Source organism: Filifactor sp. (genome assembly GCF_057248345.1).
Genome location: NZ_DBHIIC010000006.1, coordinates 14695 through 40411 on the forward strand (window position 1 = coordinate 14695; position 25717 = coordinate 40411).

Annotated in this window: 19 protein-coding genes and 1 pseudogene; 13 read left to right on the forward strand and 7 right to left on the reverse strand. The window is 35.5% G+C overall.

Going from position 1 to position 25717, the window contains the following annotated elements; translation table 11 throughout:
- The first annotated feature begins 367 nt into the window (after positions 1-367).
- From nhaC (ACO5GE_RS02410) to nhaC (ACO5GE_RS02420), 3 genes and pseudogenes are all read left to right on the forward strand, one after another.
- Positions 368-1855: a Na+/H+ antiporter NhaC gene (gene nhaC, locus ACO5GE_RS02410; protein ID WP_484829333.1), complete on the forward strand. Its 1488-nt coding sequence runs from the start codon at positions 368-370 to the stop codon at positions 1853-1855.
- A gap of 185 nt (positions 1856-2040) precedes the next feature.
- Positions 2041-2155 (forward strand): annotated as a pseudogene (locus ACO5GE_RS02415) (transposase); the annotation flags it as partial.
- A 747-nt stretch (positions 2156-2902) separates the two neighbouring features.
- A complete protein-coding gene (gene nhaC, locus ACO5GE_RS02420) occupies positions 2903-4390 on the forward strand; it encodes a Na+/H+ antiporter NhaC (RefSeq protein WP_484829334.1) in 1488 nt (495 codons plus the stop codon).
- Positions 4391-4814: 424 nt separating this feature from the next.
- Here the strand turns inward: nhaC (ACO5GE_RS02420) and ACO5GE_RS02425 are convergent, their stop codons facing one another.
- From ACO5GE_RS02425 to ACO5GE_RS02435, 3 genes are all read right to left on the reverse strand, one after another.
- Positions 4815-5744: a transketolase family protein gene (locus ACO5GE_RS02425; RefSeq protein ID WP_484829335.1), complete on the reverse strand. Its 930-nt coding sequence runs from the start codon at positions 5742-5744 to the stop codon at positions 4815-4817.
- 3 nt (positions 5745-5747) lie between these two features.
- The gene (locus ACO5GE_RS02430) at positions 5748-6563 is read right to left on the reverse strand and encodes a transketolase (protein WP_484829336.1); all 816 of its coding nucleotides are present in this window, start codon (positions 6561-6563) and stop codon (positions 5748-5750) included.
- Positions 6564-7079: 516 nt separating this feature from the next.
- Positions 7080-7376: a hypothetical protein gene (locus ACO5GE_RS02435; protein WP_484829337.1), complete on the reverse strand. Its 297-nt coding sequence runs from the start codon at positions 7374-7376 to the stop codon at positions 7080-7082.
- Between the two features lie 198 nt (positions 7377-7574).
- Here ACO5GE_RS02435 and ACO5GE_RS02440 point away from each other — a divergent pair, with 198 nt between their 5' ends.
- Complete coding sequence (locus ACO5GE_RS02440; RefSeq protein ID WP_484829338.1) at positions 7575-8066, forward strand: tetratricopeptide repeat protein; 492 nt, start codon at positions 7575-7577, stop codon at positions 8064-8066.
- A gap of 417 nt (positions 8067-8483) precedes the next feature.
- Here the strand turns inward: ACO5GE_RS02440 and rpsD are convergent, their stop codons facing one another.
- The 4 genes from rpsD to ACO5GE_RS02460 form a co-directional block, all read right to left on the reverse strand.
- Positions 8484-9062: a 30S ribosomal protein S4 gene (gene rpsD / locus ACO5GE_RS02445; RefSeq protein WP_484829339.1), complete on the reverse strand. Its 579-nt coding sequence runs from the start codon at positions 9060-9062 to the stop codon at positions 8484-8486.
- A gap of 503 nt (positions 9063-9565) precedes the next feature.
- Positions 9566-10444 (reverse strand): mechanosensitive ion channel family protein, encoded by an 879-nt coding sequence (locus ACO5GE_RS02450; protein WP_484829340.1) that lies wholly within the window; start codon positions 10442-10444, stop codon positions 9566-9568.
- Between the two features lie 315 nt (positions 10445-10759).
- Positions 10760-11113 carry a DUF1292 domain-containing protein gene (locus tag ACO5GE_RS02455; RefSeq protein WP_484829341.1) on the reverse strand — a complete coding sequence of 118 codons (354 nt, stop codon included), beginning with the start codon at positions 11111-11113 and terminating at the stop codon, positions 10760-10762.
- A 521-nt stretch (positions 11114-11634) separates the two neighbouring features.
- Positions 11635-11973, reverse strand: a complete 339-nt coding sequence (locus ACO5GE_RS02460; RefSeq protein WP_484829342.1) for a hypothetical protein — start codon at positions 11971-11973, stop codon at positions 11635-11637.
- A 264-nt stretch (positions 11974-12237) separates the two neighbouring features.
- Between ACO5GE_RS02460 and ACO5GE_RS02465 the strand changes: the two genes are divergently transcribed.
- The 9 genes from ACO5GE_RS02465 to ACO5GE_RS02505 all read left to right on the forward strand — a co-directional run bounded on the left by ACO5GE_RS02465 (position 12238) and on the right by ACO5GE_RS02505 (position 25166).
- On the forward strand, positions 12238-12711 hold the full coding sequence (locus ACO5GE_RS02465; RefSeq protein WP_484829343.1) for a pyridoxamine 5'-phosphate oxidase family protein: 474 nt from the start codon (positions 12238-12240) through the stop codon (positions 12709-12711).
- Between the two features lie 14 nt (positions 12712-12725).
- The gene (locus ACO5GE_RS02470) at positions 12726-13478 is read left to right on the forward strand and encodes an HAD family hydrolase (protein ID WP_484829344.1); all 753 of its coding nucleotides are present in this window, start codon (positions 12726-12728) and stop codon (positions 13476-13478) included.
- A gap of 65 nt (positions 13479-13543) precedes the next feature.
- Entirely contained in the window at positions 13544-14380 is an 837-nt protein-coding gene (locus ACO5GE_RS02475) for a thymidylate synthase (protein WP_484829345.1), read from the forward strand.
- Between the two features lie 38 nt (positions 14381-14418).
- On the forward strand, positions 14419-15129 hold the full coding sequence (locus ACO5GE_RS02480) for a 5'-methylthioadenosine/S-adenosylhomocysteine nucleosidase family protein (RefSeq protein WP_484829346.1): 711 nt from the start codon (positions 14419-14421) through the stop codon (positions 15127-15129).
- Positions 15126-15629: a dihydrofolate reductase gene (locus tag ACO5GE_RS02485; RefSeq protein ID WP_484829347.1), complete on the forward strand. Its 504-nt coding sequence runs from the start codon at positions 15126-15128 to the stop codon at positions 15627-15629. The genes ACO5GE_RS02480 and ACO5GE_RS02485 overlap by 4 nt, the downstream gene beginning before the upstream one ends.
- Positions 15630-15761: 132 nt before the next feature.
- Positions 15762-16007, forward strand: coding sequence for a hypothetical protein (locus ACO5GE_RS02490; RefSeq protein WP_484829348.1), 246 nt, complete (start codon positions 15762-15764; stop codon positions 16005-16007).
- 1 nt (position 16008) lies between these two features.
- Positions 16009-16746 (forward strand): elongation factor P 5-aminopentanone reductase, encoded by a 738-nt coding sequence (gene ymfI / locus ACO5GE_RS02495; RefSeq protein ID WP_484829349.1) that lies wholly within the window; start codon positions 16009-16011, stop codon positions 16744-16746.
- Positions 16747-16899: 153 nt separating this feature from the next.
- Complete coding sequence (locus tag ACO5GE_RS02500) at positions 16900-17772, forward strand: DUF4846 domain-containing protein (protein ID WP_484829350.1); 873 nt, start codon at positions 16900-16902, stop codon at positions 17770-17772.
- Between the two features lie 377 nt (positions 17773-18149).
- On the forward strand, positions 18150-25166 hold the full coding sequence (locus tag ACO5GE_RS02505; RefSeq protein ID WP_484829351.1) for an S-layer homology domain-containing protein: 7017 nt from the start codon (positions 18150-18152) through the stop codon (positions 25164-25166).
- The last annotated feature ends 551 nt before the right edge of the window (positions 25167-25717 follow it).

The window sequence follows — 25717 nt, forward strand, 5'->3', positions numbered from 1 at the left end:
TAGTTTGGTTAAAAATTTATCCTGTATCTCTAAAATAGTATTAACCAGTATAGACCTTGATGACACGAGAGTCAATGATGAATAAAATACAAATCAAATAAAACAGAAAATTCTGTATAACATATCATTATCTTTCTTAATATAAAGATATATTATTTTATTCTGATTAGGACTTTTCTTAATTTTTTTTGTAAAAGTATTGTAAATTTTAAAAATAGAGTTATAATCAATATGTAAGTTATACAAATAAACAGGGAAGGAGGAAAGAAACGCTCGGTTCCGTTTGCTTGTTACATAGTATTTAAGAATCGAAAAAGGAATTATACTTTATCATTATCTTATTTTTTGTTGAAAGGAGGACATGAAAATGTCTGAAGAAAAAAGAGAAGTAAGAAAAGCGACGCTTGGCGAGGCGTTGTTGTCATTTGGTCTTTTGGCCGTAATTATGGCAGTTGCAATTATCGTATATGGAGTTGATCCACACGTACCTATGTTCTGTGGAGTTATCGTTGCAACATTGATATCATTAAAAATTGGTTATAAGTATGAAGAATTGGAACAAGCTATGATCGATGGGATTACAAAAGCGATGCAATCTGCTTTAATCCTTATGGTTATCGGGATTCTAATCGGAGTATGGATGGTGGCAGGAGTTGTTCCTTCTATGATTTATTATGGATTGAATATCTTATCACCAAAAGTCTTCTTACCTGCAACAATGATTATCTGTTCTATCACATCTTTAGCAACAGGAACATCTTGGGGAACAGCAGGAACAATGGGTATTGCATTGATCGGTATTGCACAAGGACTTGGAATTCCTGCAGGAATCACAGCAGGGGCTGCATTGTCAGGAGCATACTTTGGAGATAAAATGTCTCCATTATCCGATACAACAAACTTAGCACCGGCTATGGCGGGAACAGACGTATTTACTCACGTTAAATATATGTTAAAAGCAACAGGTGTAAGTTACCTTATCGCGATGGTAGTATTCGTTGCAGTTGGATTGAAATTCGGTAGCGGAGATGCAGAGTTACAAGGAATCACAAACTTACAAACAGCAATTAAGAGTCAATTCAATGTAAGTCCTATTCTTATGTTACCTCCTGTACTTGTTATCGCAACAATTGCTAAGAAAATGCCGGCTATCCCTGGTATTACACTAGGAGTATTGATTGCAGCAGTAATGGGACCTATCTTCCAAGGAAGCAACTGTAGTTTGGGAGCAATTTTTGACTGTGGTATGAACGGATATGTAGCAACAGTAGAAAATATACCTGCTGATGTTGCAGCATTGTTCTCACCTGAAGAATTGGAAGCGTTCTTAAATCTACTTTCAAAAGGTGGAATTATGAGTATGATGTTCTCCGTATCTATGACAATCATTGCGATGATGTTCGGTGGAGTTGTAGAAATGACAGGACAAATGGAAATTATTGTAAAACAAATCTTGAAACTTGTAAGAACTGATGCAGGATTAGTAGTATTAACAGAATTAACATGTATCTTCAGTAACATGGTAATGCCTGAACAATATATCTCAATTGTTGTACCTGGTCGTATGTATGCTCAAACATATCAAGAACGCGGTCTTCACCCTAAATGTTTATCAAATGCATTGGAATCTGCCGGAACAGTGTCCGGAGCATTCATTCCATGGCATACATGTGGTGTATTCATGAGTACAACACTTGGAGTTCCAATTTGGGGAGCAGGCGGATATGCACCTTGGTTAGTATTTAACTACGTACAAATTATTGTAACTGGGGTATTTGCATACATGGGAATCACAGTTACAAAGATGACAGACGAAGAAAAGAAAATCTTGGCGGAAACAGGACACGTTTCTTAATCGTCATCACAACAATAAAAACAATAAGAGCACCGGAAATATTCCGGTGCTTTTTGTATAAAGAAAACTACGCGATAGTCACGTAGTTCAAAAGAGTTTAAGTGGTGAAAAAATCTCCCAATGTTCTAAACTGTATTAAAGCCTGCCAGCTGATGAAAAATAGAATAGCTTAGGAGGAACATAAAATGTCTCGACAAAATAATGTCAATAACAGTTTAGCAAATACCAAATGGAATTGTAAGTACCATGTAGTTATTTGCACCAAAATATAGAAGAAAAATTGTTGATAACATTTTGAAAAATAAGCCTATAAGAAAAAATGTTGATAGAAAGTCCTTATATTGTAAAAACAATGTGTGTAGCAGTTTCGTTTTTTTAAAATAAGATTGATGGTGGAAAAAATGTGGATAACAATGGAGATACCGAACCAAAAGTGTGGATAATCATTAGGAGATAGAAGAAAAAATGTTGATAAGTTTCGGAACATAAAAAATAGTGTGATGAAAAGATAACGGTTGAAATATCGAACTCAATAAAAATAGAATTTGATATTGATTGAAATAGTTTTCGAAAATCATTGTTCTATGAGGTCTATATAGAGAGTATTTTGTATACTTGTGAAAACCTATTTGGTTGGAAAAAAGATAGAGAAAGATTTAAGAAGGTAAAAGATTAAGAAGGTAAAAAGATTAGAAGATAAAAGTAGAACGGTATCATAGAACAAAGTAGAGATAAAATAGTCAGAATACATAGATAATTATAAGAGATAAAAAGAATGTATTTTTTTAATTTGATTTTAGAGTTATCTAAATTTTTTTTGTAAAAGTATTGTAAAATAAAAAAACGTTGTTATAATGTATAAGGTATACAGTGCTATAACAGATACGGGGGAGGAGTATATAAAACCTCAGTTTCGTTTTTTATCTGATGTAATTTCGATTGCAGAGTTTTTTATTACATAAAAACGGTTTAGATGACGGGGGTATTTGTCAAACTATCTCTTGTAGAATGGCATTATCTTATATTTTTTGAAAGGAGGACATGAAAATGTCTGAAGAAAAACGCGTAGTAAGAAAAGCGACGCTTGGCGAGGCGTTGTTGTCATTCGGTCTTTTGGCCGTAATTATGGCAGTTGCAATTATTGTATATGGAGCTGATCCACACGTACCTATGTTCTGTGGAGTTATCATTGCAACATTGATATCATTAAAAATTGGTTATAAGTATGAAGAATTGGAACAAGCTATGATCGATGGGATTACAAAAGCGATGCAATCTGCTTTAATCCTTATGGTTATCGGGATTCTAATCGGAGTATGGATGGTGGCAGGAGTTGTTCCTTCTATGATTTATTATGGATTGAATATCTTATCACCAAAAGTCTTCTTACCTGCAACAATGATTATCTGTTCTATCACATCTTTAGCAACAGGAACATCTTGGGGAACAGCAGGAACAATGGGTATTGCATTGATCGGTATTGCACAAGGACTTGGAATTCCTGCAGGAATCACAGCAGGGGCTGCATTGTCAGGAGCATACTTTGGAGATAAAATGTCTCCATTATCCGATACAACAAACTTAGCACCGGCTATGGCGGGAACAGACGTATTTACTCACGTTAAATATATGTTAAAAGCAACAGGTGTAAGTTACCTTATCGCGATGGTAGTATTCGTTGCAGTTGGATTGAAATTCGGTAGCGGAGATGCAGAGTTACAAGGAATCACAAACTTACAAACAGCAATTAAGAGTCAATTCAATGTAAGTCCTATTCTTATGTTACCTCCTGTACTTGTTATCGCAACAATTGCTAAGAAAATGCCGGCTATCCCTGGTATTACACTAGGAGTATTGATTGCAGCAGTAATGGGACCTATCTTCCAAGGAAGCAACTGTAGTTTGGGAGCAATTTTTGACTGTGGTATGAACGGATATGTAGCAACAGTAGAAAATATACCTGCTGATGTTGCAGCATTGTTCTCACCTGAAGAATTGGAAGCGTTCTTAAATCTACTTTCAAAAGGTGGAATTATGAGTATGATGTTCTCCGTATCTATGACAATCATTGCGATGATGTTCGGTGGAGTTGTAGAAATGACAGGACAAATGGAAATTATTGTAAAACAAATCTTGAAACTTGTAAGAACTGATGCAGGATTAGTAGTATTAACAGAATTAACATGTATCTTCAGTAACATGGTAATGCCTGAACAATATATCTCAATTGTTGTACCTGGTCGTATGTATGCTCAAACATATCAAGAACGCGGTCTTCACCCTAAATGTTTATCAAATGCATTGGAATCTGCCGGAACAGTGTCCGGAGCATTCATTCCATGGCATACATGTGGTGTATTCATGAGTACAACACTTGGAGTTCCAATTTGGGGAGCAGGCGGATATGCACCTTGGTTAGTATTTAACTACGTACAAATTATTGTAACTGGGGTATTTGCATACATGGGAATCACAGTTACAAAGATGACAGACGAAGAAAAGAAAATCTTGGCGGAAACAGGACACGTTTCTTAATCGTCAACAAAATAAATAGAGAAAATTAAAGCGCTAGAAGAAATTCTAGTGCTTTTTTATATCTATTGCTTTTTATACAAAGGAAATCAAATTTTAATAAGTTCTACAATATTTGTTAGGAAAGAAACGTTAAATGAAACTTGGTTATGAAAATAAAACAGAAAGTTTTGATGATTTAATCACTGAACACTGTCTCAAAATGTGATGCGTATAGTATGTTTGTGAAAAATGGAATAAAGTGAATTGACATTAGTAAAAAGCAAATTTCATGATAACGTTGATTAGTGATTCATATCGTATATCTTTTTTATAAAATATCTTGCAAGTCTGTTGAAATGAGGAGAATGAGTGTTGTAGTTTGTATTTTGGACATAAAAATATCACCTTTCTTTGTTCCCAAAAGGTGATATTTACAATAAATAACTTATTTTTTTAGTTGATTTTTTACAACTTCTACAATGTGTTTGGAAGAAAGTCCGTATTTTTCAATCAGTTCCATTGGTTTTCCACTTTCTCCGAACGTATCTTGAATTCCTACTTTTACCACTTTACAAGGATACTCTTCGCTTACCACTTCTGAAACTGCTGAACCAAGTCCTCCATAGATACTATGTTCTTCACAAGTGATGATCAATCCTGTTTCTTTCGCTGCTTTGACTAAAATTTCTTGGTCGATTGGTTTGATGGTATGGATATGAATGACTCTTGCATGAATATTTTCTCTTTCTAATTCTTCTGCAGCTTGTAATGCTTGTCCTGTTTCAAATCCCGTACATACCAAGGTAACATCATTTCCCTCTTTTAAGGTAACACCTTTTCCAATTTCGAACTGATAAGTTTCATCAAAGATGTCTTCTACTGAAGGGCGACCTAATCTTACATAACAAGGACCATCCAACTCAGCGACAGCACGAATGATATGTTCTGTCTCTACTCCGTCACATGGACAGAAAACATGCATATTTGGAATCACTCTCATCAAAGCTAAGTCTTCTACAGTCTGATGAGATGCTCCATCTTCTCCGACAGTTAATCCGGAGTGAGTGGCACAAACTTTTACATTTAGATTCGGATAGCAGATAGAATTTCGGATTTGATCGTATGCACGACCTGTTGCAAACATAGCAAAAGTGCTTGCAAAAACAGTATTTCCACAAGTTGCAAGTCCGGCAGCAATTCCCATCATATTTGCTTCTGCGATTCCGATATTGAAATGTCTGTCAGGTGCTACTTTCTTTGCATCTGCAGATTTTGTTGATTTCGATAAGTCTGCATCCAGTACAACAATATTTTTATTTTCTTGAATGATTTTTGCCAATGTAGTTCCGTATGCATCTCTTGTTGCTCGTTTCATCGATTATGCCTCCAATTCTTTCAGTGCAAGTTCACATTGTTCCGCGTTTGGAGCTGAACCATGCCATCCACATTGATTTTCCATATAAGAAACACCTTTTCCTTTGATTGTTTTTGCGACAATACAGGTAGGTTTGCCGGAAACGGTTTTTGCCTCATTGTAAGCAGCAAACAATTCATCATAATCATGTCCGTTAACTTCAATGACATGCCATCCGAATGCTTGGAATTTCTCTACAATCGGATATGGACTCATAACTTCTTCCAATTCTCCGTCAATTTGAAGGTTGTTGTTGTCTACGATAGCAACCAAATTGTCTAATTTGAATTGAGCAGCACTCATTGCCGCCTCCCAAATTTGACCTTCTTCAATCTCTCCGTCTCCTGTTAATACAAAAACTCGATAGTCCTGTTTGTGTATTTTTGCAGACAATGCCATGCCGACACCCGCAGATAAGCCTTGTCCCAAAGAACCGGTGGACATTTCTACGCCGTCCACATAGTTCATATTCGGATGACCTTGTAATTTGGAATTGATTTTTCTGAAAGTGGAAAGTTCTTCTTCAGGAATCAGACCTTTTTCGCACAAAGCCGCATAAATGAGCGGTGATGCATGTCCTTTGGAAAGAACGAAACGATCTCTGTTAGGGTCCTTGAAGTTGTCTTTTCCGAAATTCATTTCTCCAAAATAAAGAGAAGTCAAAATTTCAACGCCCGATAGGGAACCGCCCGGATGACCGGAGTTTGCGGCAGTAACCATCTTTACAATGTTTCTTCGGATATTTTTTGCATGATTCGCCAATTCTTGATATGAGTTCATCGATACCTCCAATAGTGATATATCATTAAAATAATTCTTGTTAAAGTGAGAAATCTCTGTTCAAAGAGAATAGAACATCTGTCACTCTCACAGATAAATAAGATTTTTTACTAGTAATATCATATAATAAAATGAAGTAAAAATCTATTGTTTTGGTATAAAAAACAAGGATAGTTTCTAAAAAGACATATAAATAGGGGAAATAATGAAAAATAATATATACTATATCAGATGGATAGAATAAAAATAAGAACGAAAAAAAATAGAGCTACTGAGCGGAAAAAAGAAAGGTAATATTGGAACAAAGATAGCAAAGTGGTGAGGAATCTCTAGGAGTTTATAGAATGTTTACCAAAAGTAAAAAATAGTCACGATGATATTAGATGATAATTGAAGAATTTTGAAAAAAAGACAAGCGATATTCACTTGTCTTTTTTTGGAAATTTTTTGATGTATCAAAAAAATACGACTTGTGTGATGTTCTCCTAATATCGATTGATAAGAGTTCTGTTATTCTTACCATAGATCAGATATCATATCAATACTTCTTACTAACAGTATCACAAACCAACAGACAGATAACTTGAATATATGTTTATTCTCCGGAAGGATATTTTTCTCACGTTTCAAAGTAACCATTGCATAGACACCTGTTAAGAGCGCGATTATGATTAGGAGTATAATTGCAATATTTGGAATGCGCTCTATCCATGGGAAATGAAGTCCTTGCCGGTCACAAAAGTTAACCAATACAATCAATAATAATTGTAGGATAAAAGGAAAACGTTGTTTTAAAATCTCTCTTCGATTCATATCACTTGCTCCTCTGATATTATTTCTGCATGAAAAAAACTACCTCTTACTAAATTATAAATCTCAATCTAAAAAAAAGAAAGGTTTGATACATTATTGTAAAAATGGATACCACTTCTTGTGAAAAAAGGTAGGTTTCTATGCCGTCCTGTGCTATAATTTAGGATAGAAAATTAGAAACAGAAAGTAGGAATCAGAATGTTTTCATCAACAAGAGAAGTACTACCTTCCCTAAAGGTAGTCTATGTATTACTAATTGTATTTTTTGTAGCAGTGCTATTTCGAAATTATTTCAATAAATTAAAGACCAAAGAAGATTATTTGAAACGGGCATCGAATTTAGGAAAACATTGGAAACAATATGATCGTGCTGCTCAAATCTTGAAAAAAGGAATGAGTACGCTTACATTGACAGAGGAAGAAAAGGATGTATTCAATTTCCAAATTGGAATGCAATACTACTACAAAAGAGATTATAAGGAAGCAGTTGAATATTTTGAAAAAATGGAACGATATTTTAAGAAAGCAAGAATTCCGTTTGATAATGGATACCTTTCTATGATTGTAAGCTATTATAATATCGGAAAAGTAGAAAAAGCGAGAAGCTTATATCGTATCTTGAAAAAACAACAAAAATTAGATTCTCGATATGGAGATTTGGATATGTTGGAAAAAAGATTGTTTGACTAAGTATCAATACATTTTCTCTTCCTAGTGAGTGCAGAGAAGATGATTAGTCAAATAAGTTTTGTGATAAGAAATAATTTGGAATCATTTTACAGGTTATAAAATATACTTTTGATTTATCAAAAAGAACGGTGATAAAAACAGATGAAATCATTGTGTCAAAGCCGATAGATGGGGGTAAAAGATTCCGTTTTGAAAAAATATTTAAAACAATATATTATGTAAAATAAAAAAACCTCTTGGAATAGAGGTTTTTGAATATCTAATGTTTTATCAAAAAGAACGGTAATAAAAACAGATGAAATCATTGTGTCAAAACCGATTGATGGAGGTAAAAGATTCCGTTTTGAAAAAATAATTAGAAAACAATATATTATGTAAAATAAAAAAACCTCTTGGAATAGAGGTTTTTTGTATGTCTTATTTAGAGTAGTACTCGATGATAAGAGAGTCAGTAACTTCGATTGGAACTTCTTCTCTTGCTGGAAGAGCAACAAGTTTTCCACTCAAGTTATTTTCATCTTTTTGAAGATAGCTTAAGTTGCATAGTGATTCTTTGAAGTTGTTTTTGAATGTGTCAATACTTTGAGATTTTTCTCTCAAGCTGATAACATCTCCAACTTTTACTTCATAAGAAGGTCTGTCTACTCTCTTTCCATTTACTAAGATATGTTGATGAACTACCATTTGTCTTGCTTGACGAAGTGTAGATCCAAATCCTAGACGGTAAACAAGGTTGTCTAAACGACATTCTAATCGTTGAACCAAAGTTTCCCCTGCATTACCCTTTGCAGACATCGCAGCTTCTACCCAGTTTGCAAATTGTTTTTCTTGCATATCGTAATAAGCTTTTAATTTTTGTTTTTCATTTAATTGCTTACCGTAGTCTGATTGTTTACGAACCGGTGTAGCGCCTCTTTTTAGTGCTTTCGGGTGAGCACAAACATTTACCCCGAATCTTCTTGCCACTTTAAAACGTGGTCCTCTTGGTCTTGCCAATGTATTTCCTCCCTGAAACAATAATACAAAAATTACGTCCCAGCAGCCTATTAAGTATTTTATCTCAAAAGTATCTAAAAATCAATCGTAAAACAAAATTTAAATAGAAAGTTTTTTGTATAAAAAAGAACAACTCATAGGGGAATGAGTTGTTCTTTTGGGGGTGATTAAAAAATTAACTTAGCTATTACATTTATGGGATTGAAACAATTATATAATTGATAACTGTTATCTGTTATTATAATATATCAAATATCACGGTTTGTAAAGTATTTTTTTGAAAAAAATAGAAAATTTTATTCACAGAGGAAAATAATTTTGAACCTGTCTTGTGATATTTTGATGATATCAATACTTACAGAATATCGTTCCAAGAAAGAAAAAGATATTGAATTCAAAAAGAGAAATTTTTTGGGAATCCAAAACCTGGAGAAGTACAAAAAAGAACCTGTTTTATTTCCTCTTACTTGAAGAATAAAATAGGTTCTTAAAATTTATTATCACTATTTTTGTGCTTGTGTATCTTGTTTCATGTTATTTGCAATATGAACGGTATGTTGAGGATATGGGAAGATAATATGATTTTTATCGAACAAGTCTTTGATATCTGCCATCAATTCAAAGTAGGTATCCCAATAGTCATCTGTTTTTACCCAAGGCATGGCAGTAATTTGAACAGAGCTGGCACGAAATGCAGATACTCCGAATACCGGTGGAGGATCTTGTAATACTTTCTCGTTGGAATCATATAAGTTTTTAAGGAGAGAAATTGCCTTTTTGTAGTCGCTGTCATAGCTGATGTCGACACGAATTTCAATTCTTCGAATCGGTGTGGAAGAGTAATTCGTTATTTCTGTATTTGTAATCACGGAGTTTGGAATGAATACAACACAACCGTCTGTTTTTTTGAGTATGGTATACATGACTCTGATTTCCATTACGGTGGCTGTGATACCGTCTTTTAGTGTCAACAGGTCATTTACTCGAAATGGTTTGAAAATTAAAATTAAAATGCCGGATGCCACATTGGATAGACTGTCTTTTATCGAAAGACCAACTGCAACTCCCAATGCTCCCAATAGTGTAATAAAAGAGTTGACAGGAACTCCAAGGTTTGCAAGTGCAGTGATGATGGAGAGAAACACGGCGAAGATATAAGTTGTTTCAGAAAGAATTCCTCCTGCACTGTTATTCTCTTTTACAAAAAAGCGTTTAATCAGTTTTTTGAGTAATTTTGCAATAATGAATCCTATGGTTAGAATGATAAGGGACTCTAGAATTTGGACGCCATAAGCATTCAAAAATTTTTGTGACCAGGAAAGCAGTTCTTCTCCAGTTTCGACCGTTTCTTCAATTTTCTCTATCGGTGTAGTTTGTTCCATTTTGGATACTCCTTTTTATCTGATTTTCTGTTTGAATCACATTATCTTTGCTCTGTGTCAAATTAACTTTTATCATTTTGATTCTTGAACATCTTAAAAGGGATATATGCTCTGTTTCTCATGACATACAAAATGATGATGACACGTTGTAAGTGTAGGTAATTCTATCAGAATTGAGTAGTACAAATAAGAAAAATGAATGAAGTTGGATACATCATTCATTTTCAGTACTGCTATTTTATGGTGAAAGACATCTTTTTGTATCGTTTCACGCGAAACATCGTTTGATAGTTTCCAACGTTGTGAATCACTTGTTTAGTGTTCATGGTCGTGATGGTCACAGCCACAACCACAACCACAACCACAACCACAGTGATGATGTTCTTCGTCGAAGTCTTCTTCGTCTGTTCCAAATACTTCCCAGAATACTTCTTCTGCTAATTTCATTTCATCCAAGTCTTCGATGCTGTCTAATTGAAGGCCGTTTTCTCCTTCTTCATATCGATAGAGGTATAATTCATCTGAATTATCAGGAATAAGAGCGATATATTCGTATTCTCCCGCCTCGTAGATTCCTACAACTTCACAACTAAGTTCTTCGTCATTTTCTGTTACAATATTGATTTTGATATTTTCTTCTTCTGTTAAAAAGTTTTTATTTTTTTCCATGCGTATTCCTCTTTTCTTTTGTATTTAATCATAAAATTTTAATATATCATGAAATTTATTGTTTCCGTTTCCTGTGGTTTCTACACTTGATTGTTTAGGACTTCTCTTCAAAACATATTGATAGATACGATGAGTTTTCAAAGTTGTATCGGAGTCTGTTTCCTGTAATCCGGTTCATTTTGTTTTTGTTATAGTGTTAGTTACTGTTTATCAGTACAAAGAATACTTACCCTTTGGTCTGATTATCGTCAGAACAATATTTCCGAAAAAAAGCGGAAGAACATATCTCAATCCAACTTAAAATTGATACAAATTGAATCATACTTTCGTGTTGAATAGTGCTTTCGTCGTTATACCAAACAAAGATGTATAGTGAGACATGCAAATGGAATAAGTGATAGGTATATCAAAATGAGCAAATTCTTATTATCACGTTAATCAAGGATACTTTTGTATTTATTCTGAAAATAGAAGAATCAACCGTTGGACTTTAACTGATGTCATTAGCCGTTATCACTATATTACGGTTTGACAGGTTCCCATTTTGTGATATATGGCAGGAGCAATTGTCTTAAGATAGTAATATCGGTTTCGTCAGTAAGAAAAATCCTCTCAAAATCCAACATACCGCTATCATCAAGCTCGTCATACTCTTTTTCGGATATGGCGGTATAGAGAATATCTCTTGCACTCAACAGAGTATCTGTTATGTTCATCTGTTCACAACCAAGTGCTAAAGAATATGCCCTTGTATCCGGATAATCCCGACTTTCACTTCTATGCAAAACATAAATTACTTTTTCTAAAGCATTCAGTATTTTGAGATAGTCGTCTTTGGATAGTACAATTTCATCACGCATTTCTTTGATGAATCTCCTTTCGTACCAATATTGTCAAATAAAAATTTCACATACTAATTATATCTATTGAGTCATGCCATTATACCATAGTAACAGAATATTATAAACTTGTATTTATAATTTCTTCAGAATATTTTATATGATATTTTTTGATTTATTGAGAATGTTTTATATGTTATAATAATAGTATCCTTAAGGAACTGATAGTTAATCAGTTGATAGGAATAGAACTAGGAAAACAAAAATTGTAGAGGAGGAGCAAAAGTGAGAAGAAAAGATCGTGAAGTAGTGAACCATGAAGAGTTGTTGCAAATTATGCGTAAATGTCTTTGTTGCAATCTTTGTTTATTTGATGAGGAGTATCCCTATGTAGTTCCTCTTAGTTTCGGTGTAGTTTATGAAGAGGAAAAGTTTACATTGTATTTCCATGGTGCTAAAGTTGGAAAGAAAATAGACTTATTGAAACAAAATTCCAAAGTTGGATTTTCGATGAACTGTTCTAATAAGATTCATTTGGGTGAAGTTCCTTGTAATTCTACTACAGAGTATGAAAGTATTTGTGGAAACGGAACCTTGACACTTGTGGAAGATGTAGAGGAGAAACAAGATGCACTTTCCAACCTGATGAAACAGTATCAGCCGGAAGTGCAACATCAATTTACCGAACAGATGGTAAATGTCGTTGCAGTGTTGAAATTAGAAGTCCATGAGATTACAGGGAAACGTTTAGTAATGTAAGAAAGGTTTTTTGTATGGTAAATAAAGTAGCATTTTTTGATATTGACGGTACTATTTATCGTGATTCGTTGATGGTGGAGCATTTCAGAACATTGTTGGATTTTGATTTGATGGTTTCTGAGAAGCACGCTACACAAGCGTACAAGGATTGGTATAAACGTCAAGGAGATTATGAAGATTATCTGGAAGCAGTGAGCAGAGTATATGTAGAAGAGTTAAAAAACTTGACTAAAACAGATGTGGAATTTACGGGCCGATATGTGATTAAGAAAAAATCGGATCGTGTCTACAAATTTACTCGTGCCATGTTGCAGAAACATAAAAAAGAAGGACATTTGGTCATTTTTATTTCAGGTAGTCCGGATTTTTTGGTAAAGAATATGGCGAAAAAATATGGAGCAGACGATTTTAAGGCAAGTCAGTACATCTACGAAGGGGAGAAGTTCACCGGACAAGTTGTTCCGATGTGGGATTCTGTCAGCAAGAACGGTGCAATTGACTATTTTGTAGAAAAGTACAATATTGATTTGGAAAGCAGTTTTGCATACGGAGATACCCACGGTGATTTTACCATGTTGAAACGTGTTGGAAATCCTGTTGCAATCAATCCTGCAAGAGAGTTATTGGACAGCATCAAGATGGACGAGGAGTTATCTCAAAAAGCAACGATTGTAATTGAACGTAAGGATACAATTTATACAATGCAGCCACATCAAGCGAATTTGATTGATGTGGAAGAGATGGAAAATACTTTTTCGTTTGAATAAAATCAAGGAATAAGACAGACTTTTTTAAGAAGATAAGGTTCTGTGAATAAGTGGAGGGAAAATTAGTGACGAAGGCGGATAAGCATTTTAAGGAACTGTGTACTCGGATTTTGGAAGAAGGATATAACACAAAAGGAGAAAAGGTAAGACCGAAGTATGCAGACGGAACGCCTTCTCACACCTACTTTGTCAATCAAGTTTGGGAAGAATATGATTTGCAAAAAGGAGAATTCCCGATTTTGACACTTCGACATATTGCGTGGAAGTCTTCTATCAAAGAGATTTTGTGGATTTATCAAGATCAAACAAACTCTTTGGATGTATTAGAAGATAAGTATGATATACATTGGTGGAATGATTGGGAAGTAGAACAGAGCAGAACCATCGGTCAACGATACGGCGCGACAGTAAAACGATATGATTTGATGGACAAGTTGCTCAACGGACTTAAGACACAACCTTATGGCAGACGACACATTATCAATCTGTATCAATACCAAGACTTTCAAGAAACAGACGGATTATTCCCTTGTGCAATGGAAACACATTGGAGTGTTCGTGACGGAATTTTGGATATGACCTTGATTCAACGATCTTCCGATGTTCCTGTGGCAAATGCAATCAACAAATTACAATATGTTGCGTTGATGATGATGGTTGCAAAACACTGTGATTTCAAACTTGGTAAATTCTGTCACCTTGTCCAAAATGCACACATCTACGATCGTCATGTTGAACAGGTGAAAGAGATGTTGGAGAGAAGTGGGCAAGAAGATTGCACCAATTTGAGATTGGTGTTGGATACGGATAAAACGGATTTTTATAGCTTTACTTTGGAAGATTTTAAGTTGGAGAACTACGAACCGAACAAACCGAATTTCACATTTGAATTGGCGATTTAACAGTCGGAAAATCGGACTGATAGAAGGGAACAGATTGATTGAAAAAAATAGGATTGCTTGTTGCAGTGGAACTAAAGGCTTTGAAAAGAAAATACGGAGAACCGTATAAAACAGATTCTTATGTAGGATATGAAGTGTTACGGTATTCTATGGACGGCTGGGAGTGTTATGCCGTTCATACGGGAGCAGGAGAAATTGCTGCTGCGGCAGCCACGCAACTATTGATTAGTGTCTACCATGTCGACATGATTCTGAACTTCGGAGTGGTCGGTGCACTGACAGAGGAGATGACACATCATAGGCTTTGTGTTGTAAAAGAAGTGGTACACTACGATTTTGACACTTCTGTAGCAGACGGTTGTGAAGTCGGCAGATACTTGGAGTATCCGACCATCTATATTCCGACAACGGAATCGCTGTGGCAAGATGCAGTAAAACAGAATGTCGATTTGAAACCGGTTGTCTGTGCATCGGCAGATAAGTTTATTGAAACGGCAGAGAAGAAACAGGAATTACATCGTATTTTTCAAGCGGATATTTGTGAAATGGAAGCGGCTGGCATTGTGCTTACCTGCAATCGAAATCGAGTGCCGTGTCTTTTGATTAAAATGGTCGCCGATGGATTGGAGGGCGGATTGGAAGAATTTAAAAAAGAGTTTCACGCCTCTTCCGATATTTGCCTTGAGGTCATGACTGGTGTTGTGCATGGTTTTGTGGAACAGCGAAACGAGAGGAATAAAGTCAGATGAAAAATTTGTATATGATTGTAGCAATGACGGAAAAAACGAGAGCAATCGGCAAGAACAACGATATGTTGTATCATTTGCCTGAGGATTTGAAATACTTTAAGCAGACTACACAGGGACATACCATTGTAATCGGTTACAACACTTATATGAGTTTTCCAAAGAGACCTCTTTTGAATCGCAAAAATATCGTATTGACACGAAAAAACAGAGTAATAGAAGGTGTGGAGATATTGCACAGCATCGAAGAAGTGCTGGACTATGCCAAGTACAATCCAAAAGAGCAAATCTTTATCTGTGGTGGAGATACGATTTATGAGCAGTTTATGCCGTATGTGAGTAAGTTGTTTCTTACTATCATAGAAGAGGAAACGCCGGTTGAAGCGGAGGCATTCTTTCCTGAAGTAGATACTAAGATATGGAAAAAAACGGAAGAGAATCCGTCGAAAGAGTGGAACGGAGCAACTCCGAACTATCGTTTTACCGTTTGGGAAAAATATTAGACGGTTTATCCTTTCAAATTGTGTCGGAATGGAAAAGTGATAGACAAATTCTACACTGTTTGTCAAGTGAGTGCTTGTAATAGATAAGATGTAGAAGTATATGAAATCATACAATTTTTCGGATGGTAAATTATGAAACGAGTGGATGAATTTATAAAAAAAGTGAATCAAATAACATCATACAACAACGTACCTTATTCAGTCTTTTTTGAATTGGAGAGAGAATATCTTTCGATTAGGTCCGATGAGACAATCCCAAAAAAAGAAAAAGGAAGAATTTGGTTACAATCCGGGTATGAAGTCGTATATATGATTTGTTCCGGAGTAAGATGGGAACAAGAACAGAGAATAAAGAAAGAGAAAGAAAGGAGTGAGTGAGATGAACAGAACGGTTTTGGTAACAGGAAGCTCCAGAGGAATCGGTCGAGCGATTGCAAAGGCGTTTGCAAAACAGGGTGATAGAGTAGTTATCAACTATATTGAGCAGAAGGAAGCAGCCGAGCAAGTAAAAGAAGAGATTGTTCGTGATGGAGGTCGTGCAATTGTTGTACAATGTGATGTGTCTGACGAACAACAAGTTAAAAAGATGATAACAACCATCGAACACGAGTTTTCTCCTGTAGAAGTATTGGTCAACAATGCCGGTATTGCTGAGATGGCATTATTTACTGATATTGAAACAAGTACATGGGAGAGAATGTTCGATGTCAATGTGAAGGGAATGTACCTTTGTTGCAAGTATGTTCTTCCCGGTATGATTTCCCGAAAAAAAGGAAAGATTGTAAACATTTCTTCTGTTTGGGGATTAGTAGGTGCATCGTGTGAAACACATTATTCCGCAACAAAAGGAGCGATTCTTGCTTTTACCAAAGCACTCGCAAAAGAAGAAGGACCATCCAATATTCAGGTCAATGCCGTTGCACCCGGAGCAGTTCTGACAGATATGCTTTCGGGATTTGATGAAGAAACGTTACAGATGGTTGCAGATGAAACTCCTGCCGGACGTTTGGGACAACCTGAAGACATCGCAGAAACAGTGGTGTTTTTGTCATCTGAAAAAGCGAACTTCATCACCGGACAGATTATCAGTCCAAACGGTGGATTTGTGGTATACTGATATTGTTAAATACATAAGGAGAATCGATATGGAATGATTGACAAATGCTATTTCGACAGTAGTTGTTTATCTGTTTACAGAGTCGAGAAGTTTTTCGAAAAAAAGTAAAATCAATTGAAAACGTTATCTCTAGGATAAGAGGAGGGATTATCTATGAAACAAAATAAGTATGCAGTTATTCTAGTGATTTTAGCATTGTGTTGCTTAAGTGCATGTTCTTCCGATTTAACCACAGAAGATCAGACGAAACATATTTATCTCAATTCACAAGGAAACACGATAGTAGAAAGAGTCGTGGTTCCGGACGGATATACGAGAGTTGCAGAGGATGAACATAGTTTTGGACAATTTTTGAGAGAGTATCCATTAAAACCGTATGGAAGTTCTGTTTTGTTGTATGATGGAAAAGAAAAAAGTGCACAATCTCATCATGAAGGAGTTTTTGCAATGCATCTTGAACCAAGGGATTTACAACAATGTGCAGACTCTGTAATGAGAATCTATGCGGAATATTTGTATCAAAATGGAGAGGAAGATAAGATAATCTTTCATTTTGTTGACGGTTTTGAGTGTGATTATACACATTGGAAACAAGGATATCGTGTTGTTTTTGATGAACGAGGAAATCCTCAATGGGTAAAGAAGGCAGAGCCGGGAAGTGATGAAAAAATATTGGAAAAATATTTGAATGTTGTGTTTGCCTATGCATCAACCGTTTCAATGGAAAAAGAATCAAAGATGATTACGCTAAAAGAAATGAAAATTGGGGATGTCTTCTTACATTCCGGAACTCCGGGACATGTGGTAATGGTAGTTGACTGTTGTAAGAATGATGAAGGGAACATTCAGTTCTTGTTGGCACAAGGATTTATGCCGGCACAAGAGTTTCATTTGATTAAAAACCCGGCACATCCTGAGAATCCATGGTACGATATTTCTGAAATCAAAGAAACTTTGGTAACACCGGAGTATCAGTTTGGAATCAACGAATTTAGAAGATTATACTATTTGGATGGGTCTAAATAATTGTTGACAGAACATAGAAGTTTTTTATAAATCAAGTTCAGCAGGAGATTAAAATTTCGCTATACACATTGATTTATCAGTGTGTATAGCGTTTTCTTTTGTATATCTATTCGCTAAATTTAGGTAAATTCAAGTTACAAGATAGATCTTAAAAAATTTAAAAAAATAAGGATTTACTATTGAATATTTTTTTTGTAAGGATTATGATATCTTTTGATAATGTTTCTTAACTAATTATAGGAGACGTTATCAAAAAAATGACGATAGCCGTTTTTTAATCTGTTTTCTGAAATGAAATCACAAGACAAGTGACGTTTTGTGATTTTAAGCGTTTAGATTGAAAATTGGCATTAAATTTTTATGAATGGAGGATTTTTATGAAAAAGCGATTAGCAAGCATTTTTTTAGCTCTTACGATTACTATGTCACAAGGCTGCTTATCGTTTGCAGACAGACCCGTTGATGTAAATGATAACAAGAACATTGAATCATTCGAAGAGTTCAAAAGGGATGTCAAGCAGGAGGATGTGCAACAAGAGGGAGGTAATATTTATTCTGAAGGGGATCAACAAAATCTGAGCCCGTTACTGAAGGACTTCAAAAAGAATCTCGAAGGAGATAAAATTGAAGTCGAGAAGGTCGTTTATTTTGTGGAATATGAAAGTGCACAGGATAAAGAGACTGTTCTTCAATCTCTAAAGAAAATAGAGGATACGAAAGTACTCTATGAATATAACATAATTTTTCAAGGATGTTCGGTAGAAACATGGCCGAAGAACTTGGATGCGTTAAAGATGATTAAAGGTGTAAAATCAGTCGAAAGAGCAGGACAGTTAAGCCCTTTAATGAACAACGCAAGAAAAAACATCGGAATAGAAGATGTTACGGAAGATTACTTAAAAGCAATCAATGCAAACGGGATAGACAAACATTTTGATGGGAGAGGAATGTTGATCTCACATATTGATACCGGTATGGACTCTACTCATAGAGCGATGAGAATTGATCCGGATGCATTGCCTGCGATGAAACTGAAAAACAATCATCATGATCCGTTTTGGGTGAGTGACAAAGTTCCTCATGCGTTCAACTATATGAACGGCGGAACTAATACGATTGAAAAATATGATGACGGCTCTGCTTATTATGATCCTCATGGAATGCATATTGCGGGAATCTTAGCAGCAAATGACACCGATGATCTTGTAAAACAGAACAGAGGAATAAAAGGAGTTGCTCCTAATGCACAACTTCTATCCTATAAGATGTATTCTGATGCGTCTGATGCATTTGCAGGGGATGAAACAATGTTCCATGCATTTGAAGATTCTATTAAATTGGATGCGGATGTTGTTTCCATCTCGTCCGGATTTACAGGAACAGGGCTTGTGGGAGAAAAATACTGGCCGGCTATTAGAGCGATGCGAAAAGCAGGAATACCTGTTTTTGTTGCAACCGGTAACTTTGCAACATCATCCTCCAATTCATCTTGGGATAGATATGCAAACAATGCGTTGGGTATGACCGACACAGGTAATGTTACAAGAACTGCAGCTCATGAAGATGCAATTGCAGTAGGTTCTTCCAGAAATACAGTGGTGTATTTCCCTACAATAAAAATTGCAAATCAAAATTTGACAAAAGATTTTAGATATAGCCAAATCGGAGCATTTTTCGATCAAATGAAATTTCTTGATCAACATACAAATAAAAAGGCTGGAAAATATACATTTGTTTATCTTGGAAAATGTCAAGATGAAGATATCCAAGGTCGTGATTTAAGAAACAAAATTGTTGTAATGGACAGAATTTATACAAAAGATTTGAAATATGCGTTCAAAAAAGTACAAGATAAGGGTGCTAAATTAGTAGTAGTAGTCAATACTGTTTCTTATTACAACAGAGATGATTGGGAAAATATACCTGCTATGGGATATGAAAAAGATGAAAATACATCCATGCAAGTAATTTCACTTTCAGGGTATGACGGAGCAGAACTTTGGGACATGATGCAAAACAAAGTGACTCATGAAGACTCAAATACAACCGCAAGAGGAGAAAATGAATATAGAGTTGATATGCAACAGTTCAACAGTCGCAAACCGAAAGTAGGAGCTACTGCAGAACTAGATGTGGAATTTTCTGATGAGTTGCAAAAATGGGAAGAAAATTATCAAGTTCCTGCCGGTTCTACGTCTTGGGGACCACGAACAGACTTGATGTTGAAACCTGATATTTCAGCTCCCGGTAAAAATATCTATTCCACATTGAACAAAGTAAACGGAAAAGATGATTATGCATATATGTCAGGGACATCTATGGCAACACCGGTTGCTGCAGGAGCCAGCGTATTGATTAGACCGAAATTGAAAGAAATGGTCGAATCTCCAGTATTAAAGAGTGCAAACATAGATCTTTCCAGTCTTACAAAAATTGTAATGCAAAACAGTGCGACACCGATGATAGATCCATCAACTGCGAAAGATATGGATATCACAACTGCATTTTTTGCATCTCCTCGTCAACAAGGAGCGGGAGTCATCAATGTAGCACGTGCGTTAAAGACAGATGTTATCGCATCGTTTAAGGTAAAAGACTCAGTAGGGGAATACAATTCTTATGGTGCCGTATCATTGAAAGAAATTCGTGGTGGCTCAAAAGACTTTACAATTGATCTTTACAATACAAGTGATAAAGATGTGATATTTGATGTTACTGCGAGTCCTGTTACTACAGATGGAGAAAAACAGGTCACAAAATTGGATGAAGAGTATATAGATGATAATCACAAAGAAGGAAAACAGGTTGTAGCAGAGATTCACCCTGTAAAAGTAGATGGTGCTGAGATTATTTTTAAAGCACAAAACGGTCAAGTCACTGTACCTGCTCACGGCTCCTACCAATTGAATGCAACGATTCAGACAGGTGCAGCAGCAGATGCGGATAAGTTTGTAGAGTCATTCATCAACTTCACATCTCATAATCAAGAATTGGCTTCAATTTCTATGCCGTTGATGGGATTTGCAGGAGATTGGAATAAAGAGCCTATTATAGATAAATGGGCATGGGAAGAAGGTTCACTTTCCGGATCAATAACAGTATTTGACGATAACGGAAAACCAAAACGTCCGGGAACATTAAATTACGGTGCCGGTGGAGAGCACGGTGTAGATAACTTCCACCCTGCCGGTGTGATTCAAAACACAGAGGATGGAAATCCTAACTTCAAACAAGATCCGGAATATTTTGCGATGAATACATCTGTAGATACAACTACATCAAAAGCAAGTGATAGTAACTTAATTTCCGGAAAACAAAAGAAATTAAAAGTGGTAGATCAAAATGGAAAAGAAAAAGAAATAGATGCGAACGATTTTGAGGTAAACAATGCCGGACTTACTCCATCACCATTGGTACTTCGCTCTGCATCAGAATCTAAAATATATATAGCCAATGAGGAAGGCAGAAACTTAAGAACCATGGCAGTACAACACTTTGTAAAAGGAATCTTGAATTCCAAACGAAATACTGCAAAAGGGTTGAAAGACGGATTCAAAAAAGTATGGGGAGACTTGAAATGGGATGGTACAGTCTATAACTCTCATTTGGATCTAGGACTTGGAGATATCACAGGGGATTTGGATCAAGTAGCGGAAGGATTGTATTATTATACTTTTGAATACCGTTTGACACCTGATTACCCATGGCAAAAAACCAGAATTCCAATTAAAGTGGACAATACCTCTCCTACGATTGATTCAATTGACTTGAGTGATGCAGATAATATTGTGATAAAAGCAAATGATACGTATCACAAAGCTAAAGATTTGAGCAATGCTCCAAATGGAGTCTATTTCCTTAGAGATCAAAAACAAGATAAGGATAGACCTGAAAATGAAAAATTGTTCCAACAAGCAGACAGTAAAGTTTGGTATGTTGGTGCAGGGTTTGTCGATTCCGATAACGGTTATGTTACAAAGAACTTTAATGTCATAAGAACATCTGACGGAGAGTATGTGATTAGAGATGCAAACCGTGATTTGATTGGAAAAACTTTGGAAATTGTTGCAGTAGACGGTGCCGGAAACTTTGCTCCGACTTTAAGAGTTGTTTTTGATGATGATGTCAATACCCAAGATAACAAATTGCATTATACTTTAAATGAATATGATTCAGAAACAGAAGAATTTAAAAGTATAGGACAAGGTATTGTCGGTGGACAACTGAAATCAGAGAGTATTCCAAATGTACCTGATCCTGAAAATCCTGATCAAGGGGAAGAGGAAGAAGAGCTGGATGGCGCACCTGTTATCTCTATAGAAAAAGCTGTTTCTACCTTAGGTGAAATGAGAGGCAAGAGAGCAAAAGGAAAAGAATTTACCAATATACGTGTATTGGATAAATCAACTTGGACTTCTGAAGAAAAAGAAACATGGATTTCAACAGGAGAAGATTGCCCTATTAAAGATGAAAGCGGTAACCCTAAATATTATGATGTGGTAGAATATGATAACAAATATTACCACACAAAAGTTCTTGAAGATGGAGATCCGATTTTGTTTATTTGGTCTGAGGCGGAAGAGTCCGGAAATCCGGAAGAGTATGCACGACAAAAAGGTTGCAAACTATTCCCTATTGAATTGGAAGAAGTTTCTACCGAAGATTTGGAAAGAGATGGTAAATTCAAAATTGAGTTAAATGAAAGTGACGGTTTTAGTGTCATCGGTTCATTAACTAATGTTGACAGAAATACCAAAGTATACTTCCAATCAAAAAATATGAGAAATATCAGAAAAAGAATGAAAAAAGAAATTTCGACTTTTGATTACGATAAAGATCAACATACGATGAAATTTGATTTCTATGGAAACAGAGCAGATGTTGATACGAATTCTAATCCTTTTAACTATGACGGTGGAGAGATATACATCTGGGCAGTAAATGATAATGGTGAGAAAAGTAAGAGAGTCACATTAGTGATGCCGGATGCAAAAAAATCTGATGGTGAAACAGATCCATTGCTTGCCAGCGATGATTACAAAGCATATAGCTCCATGCTTAGAAATATTGAAGAGTTGAAAGGCAATGGAAATGGAGGTATTGCAGGGGGAGATAAAGGACAACCTACCATACTTGCAATACCTACAGGACAAACAGTCAGAAATGAAGATACAAAAGAAGATCACGCAGTATTCGCATTAAGAGATAAGTTGAAAGTAAAAAAAGGTTATGCTGTCAGAATCATATCATACAATGCCGGAAAAATGTCATTAGAAGCACTGTCTGATAAAATGTATGCTATCGATCCAAGTAAAATGACAAAACCGGATTATGAATTTGGAGAAGAAGGTAGAAATGGAGAACGATTTATAGATATCAATATTTTGCAAGGATTCAATGCCCTTCGTTTTGAAATCTATAAACCGGATGTAGATAGTCAAGGTAATTTTGTAGGTGTTGAAAGAGATTCAAACGGAGAAATCACCAAGATTCCGGAAGACAAATTAGTTTTTGAAAAAGGTCGTTGTGTTTACTTTGACAAAGAACCCGTTACATTTGAATTGAATTCGGATACATTCAATCCTTATGTTCCTGAAAATGACAAACCTATCCTCTATTCCAAAACAAGCCCTATGACAATCAGAGGAACCATAGGAGATAAAGGTGGGTTTATGTGGCACCTTAGAATGAATCATCATATCATCGATGAATATCTCATCTATGGTGATTTGAAAGTAAACAACACAAGAGATTTTTCATTCACTACAGATGTAAGAGATGGCGATGTTTTAGATATCGGTGTTAAAGATTATTCCGGTAACACATTCCCTGAAAAGACGTTCAAGTCATTGGATGGAGAAATAAAAAAACAAATGCCAAGTCAATATAAAATTTATATTGATAACAAAAAACCTGAAATAGCTATAGAAACAAAAGAAACACAGAACATAACAACTCCGATGTATACGCTTTCTACTCAAGGAGAATCGTCTGTGTTAAAGATTCAAGTTTCTGACAAAATATCTTCCGGTGAAGAAGGAAGACTTCAAGAAATATTTGTGACTGTGAACGGACAAGCAGTGACAAAAGGAGATACGATTCTAGAAGAGGCGAAACCTGAAAAACCTTGGAAAATAGTTGTTACAGCGTCAGACTATGCGAAAAATAAAACCGTCCAAAAATATGAATATAACGGTAACGAATTAAGAAAAATAGTCCAATCAACAAGAAAAGTAATATTTGACTTGAATGGTGGACAAGGTATGCTCTTTGATACAGGAAATGAGCTTACTATCAATGAGGGTGAAGATTGTTTCTTGCCATATCTTAGAACGATTACACCTCCAAGTGAAAAAGTGTTTGAAGGTTGGGAAGTTGTAACAACAGATAGTGCCGGAGCAGAAGTGAAAGTGCAAAGACAACCGGGGGATATTCTATATGTTGAGCAAGATACACATGTTAAAGCATTGTGGAAAGATAAGGCTGAAAAAGAACAAGTAACCATTACTCTTCAACCGGATACAAACAGTAAAATTGTAAAAACGGTAAGAATGGATAAAGGTTCGGTTTATAGACTTCCTGATGCAACCTATTTGGTGAAAAAAGAGTATGCTACTTTCGAAGGATGGACGATAAACGGAACGATCTATCAAGCTGATGATACTATCACAGTAGATGAAGCGTTTACTGCAATTGGAGTTTGGAAAACAAAAGAGGGACAAGATAGCTCATCATCCGGTAGCAGCTCATCTTCCAAACCACAAGATAACAAGGTGACTAAACCGATTGAACAACCGGTTCCAAATGTTAATCCTTCAAACCAATCAAATGACAATGCAGATCTTAGCATAGACCAACTCGCTCAAAAATATCATGATATTTCTAGTCATTGGGCGAAGAATGCAATAGCACTATGTTTACAAAAAGGTTATTTTGTAGGAACATCAAACAGTGCTTTTGAGCCAAACAAATCTCTTTCAAGAGCAGAGTTTGTTACAGCGTTCGGTAAATTTACAGGAGACACTTTGGAAGATGGTAAGATTCTATTCAAAGATGTAAAACAGAGTGATTACTATGCTCCGTATACTGTATGGTCAAATAATAAAAACCTTATGATAGGATATAACGGCTACTTTAGACCACAAGATAATATGACAAGAGAAGAAATGTGTGTTGTATTAGCAAAATATCTAAAAGAAAAACAAACTGGAACGACAACAACAATTGTGTTCAAAGATTCAAAGACTGTGAGTCCTTGGGCAAAGAGTAGTGTTGATAAGGTATTGTCTTTAGGTATTATGAAAGGAAGACCGGACGGAACATTCGGATATCAAGATAATATTACAAGAGCAGAATTAGCACAGATATTGCAATCTCTTGTAGAGATGAATTAAGGACAAGTCTATAGAAACAGAAAGCAATATCAAAGCAGTTTTTAGAATTTATCACTGAACAGTGAAACAGACTTAAGAATACCGACATCTATCGTTAGAACGAAAGAACTGACGATGAGGTGTCGGTATTTTTATGGAAAACGGTGAGAATATAAGGAGAAATATTGGTGATTAGATTGAGGAATCCCGGTGAATATTGACGAGAAGAAAGTGATGATAACAAATTGTTCTTTCACTAAACAGACAGATATTGCATAGAAAGAGAATAGAAGAACATTAAGATAGAAAGTTTGTAAAAACGGATAGATAGGTTGATAAATTGAAGGTTTGAAAAAGTTGGTATTGATACAAATCAATCATAAAAGATTATATAAAAATCCGCCGATTCTTGCTATTATACTGATGTCCTTTTGCAGAAACAGATACTGTTTCTATCGTTTTCAATAGTATCTTGTACTTACTATAATTGGAACAAAAGTGTAGTACGGTTCAGTGAAACGTTATAGGAGTAAATGATGAACAAGTCTTTTTTTATGTATATAACTTGTGAA

Excerpts from the sequence above, each read along its gene's own strand:
- nhaC (WP_484829333.1), top strand. The coding sequence starts at position 368 with ATGTCTGAAGAAAAAAGAGAAGTAAGAAAAGCGACGCTTGGCGAGGCG.
- nhaC (WP_484829334.1), top strand. The coding sequence starts at position 2,903 with ATGTCTGAAGAAAAACGCGTAGTAAGAAAAGCGACGCTTGGCGAGGCG.
- ACO5GE_RS02425 (WP_484829335.1), bottom strand. The coding sequence starts at position 5,744 with ATGAAACGAGCAACAAGAGATGCATACGGAACTACATTGGCAAAAATC.
- ACO5GE_RS02430 (WP_484829336.1), bottom strand. The coding sequence starts at position 6,563 with ATGAACTCATATCAAGAATTGGCGAATCATGCAAAAAATATCCGAAGA.
- ACO5GE_RS02435 (WP_484829337.1), bottom strand. The coding sequence starts at position 7,376 with ATGAATCGAAGAGAGATTTTAAAACAACGTTTTCCTTTTATCCTACAA.
- ACO5GE_RS02440 (WP_484829338.1), top strand. The coding sequence starts at position 7,575 with ATGTTTTCATCAACAAGAGAAGTACTACCTTCCCTAAAGGTAGTCTAT.
- ACO5GE_RS02450 (WP_484829340.1), bottom strand. The coding sequence starts at position 10,444 with ATGGAACAAACTACACCGATAGAGAAAATTGAAGAAACGGTCGAAACT.
- ACO5GE_RS02455 (WP_484829341.1), bottom strand. The coding sequence starts at position 11,113 with ATGGAAAAAAATAAAAACTTTTTAACAGAAGAAGAAAATATCAAAATC.
- ACO5GE_RS02460 (WP_484829342.1), bottom strand. The coding sequence starts at position 11,973 with ATGCGTGATGAAATTGTACTATCCAAAGACGACTATCTCAAAATACTG.
- ACO5GE_RS02470 (WP_484829344.1), top strand. The coding sequence starts at position 12,726 with ATGGTAAATAAAGTAGCATTTTTTGATATTGACGGTACTATTTATCGT.
- ACO5GE_RS02485 (WP_484829347.1), top strand. The coding sequence starts at position 15,126 with ATGAAAAATTTGTATATGATTGTAGCAATGACGGAAAAAACGAGAGCA.
- ACO5GE_RS02490 (WP_484829348.1), top strand. The coding sequence starts at position 15,762 with ATGAAACGAGTGGATGAATTTATAAAAAAAGTGAATCAAATAACATCA.
- ymfI (WP_484829349.1), top strand. The coding sequence starts at position 16,009 with ATGAACAGAACGGTTTTGGTAACAGGAAGCTCCAGAGGAATCGGTCGA.
- ACO5GE_RS02500 (WP_484829350.1), top strand. The coding sequence starts at position 16,900 with ATGAAACAAAATAAGTATGCAGTTATTCTAGTGATTTTAGCATTGTGT.
- ACO5GE_RS02505 (WP_484829351.1), top strand. The coding sequence starts at position 18,150 with ATGAAAAAGCGATTAGCAAGCATTTTTTTAGCTCTTACGATTACTATG.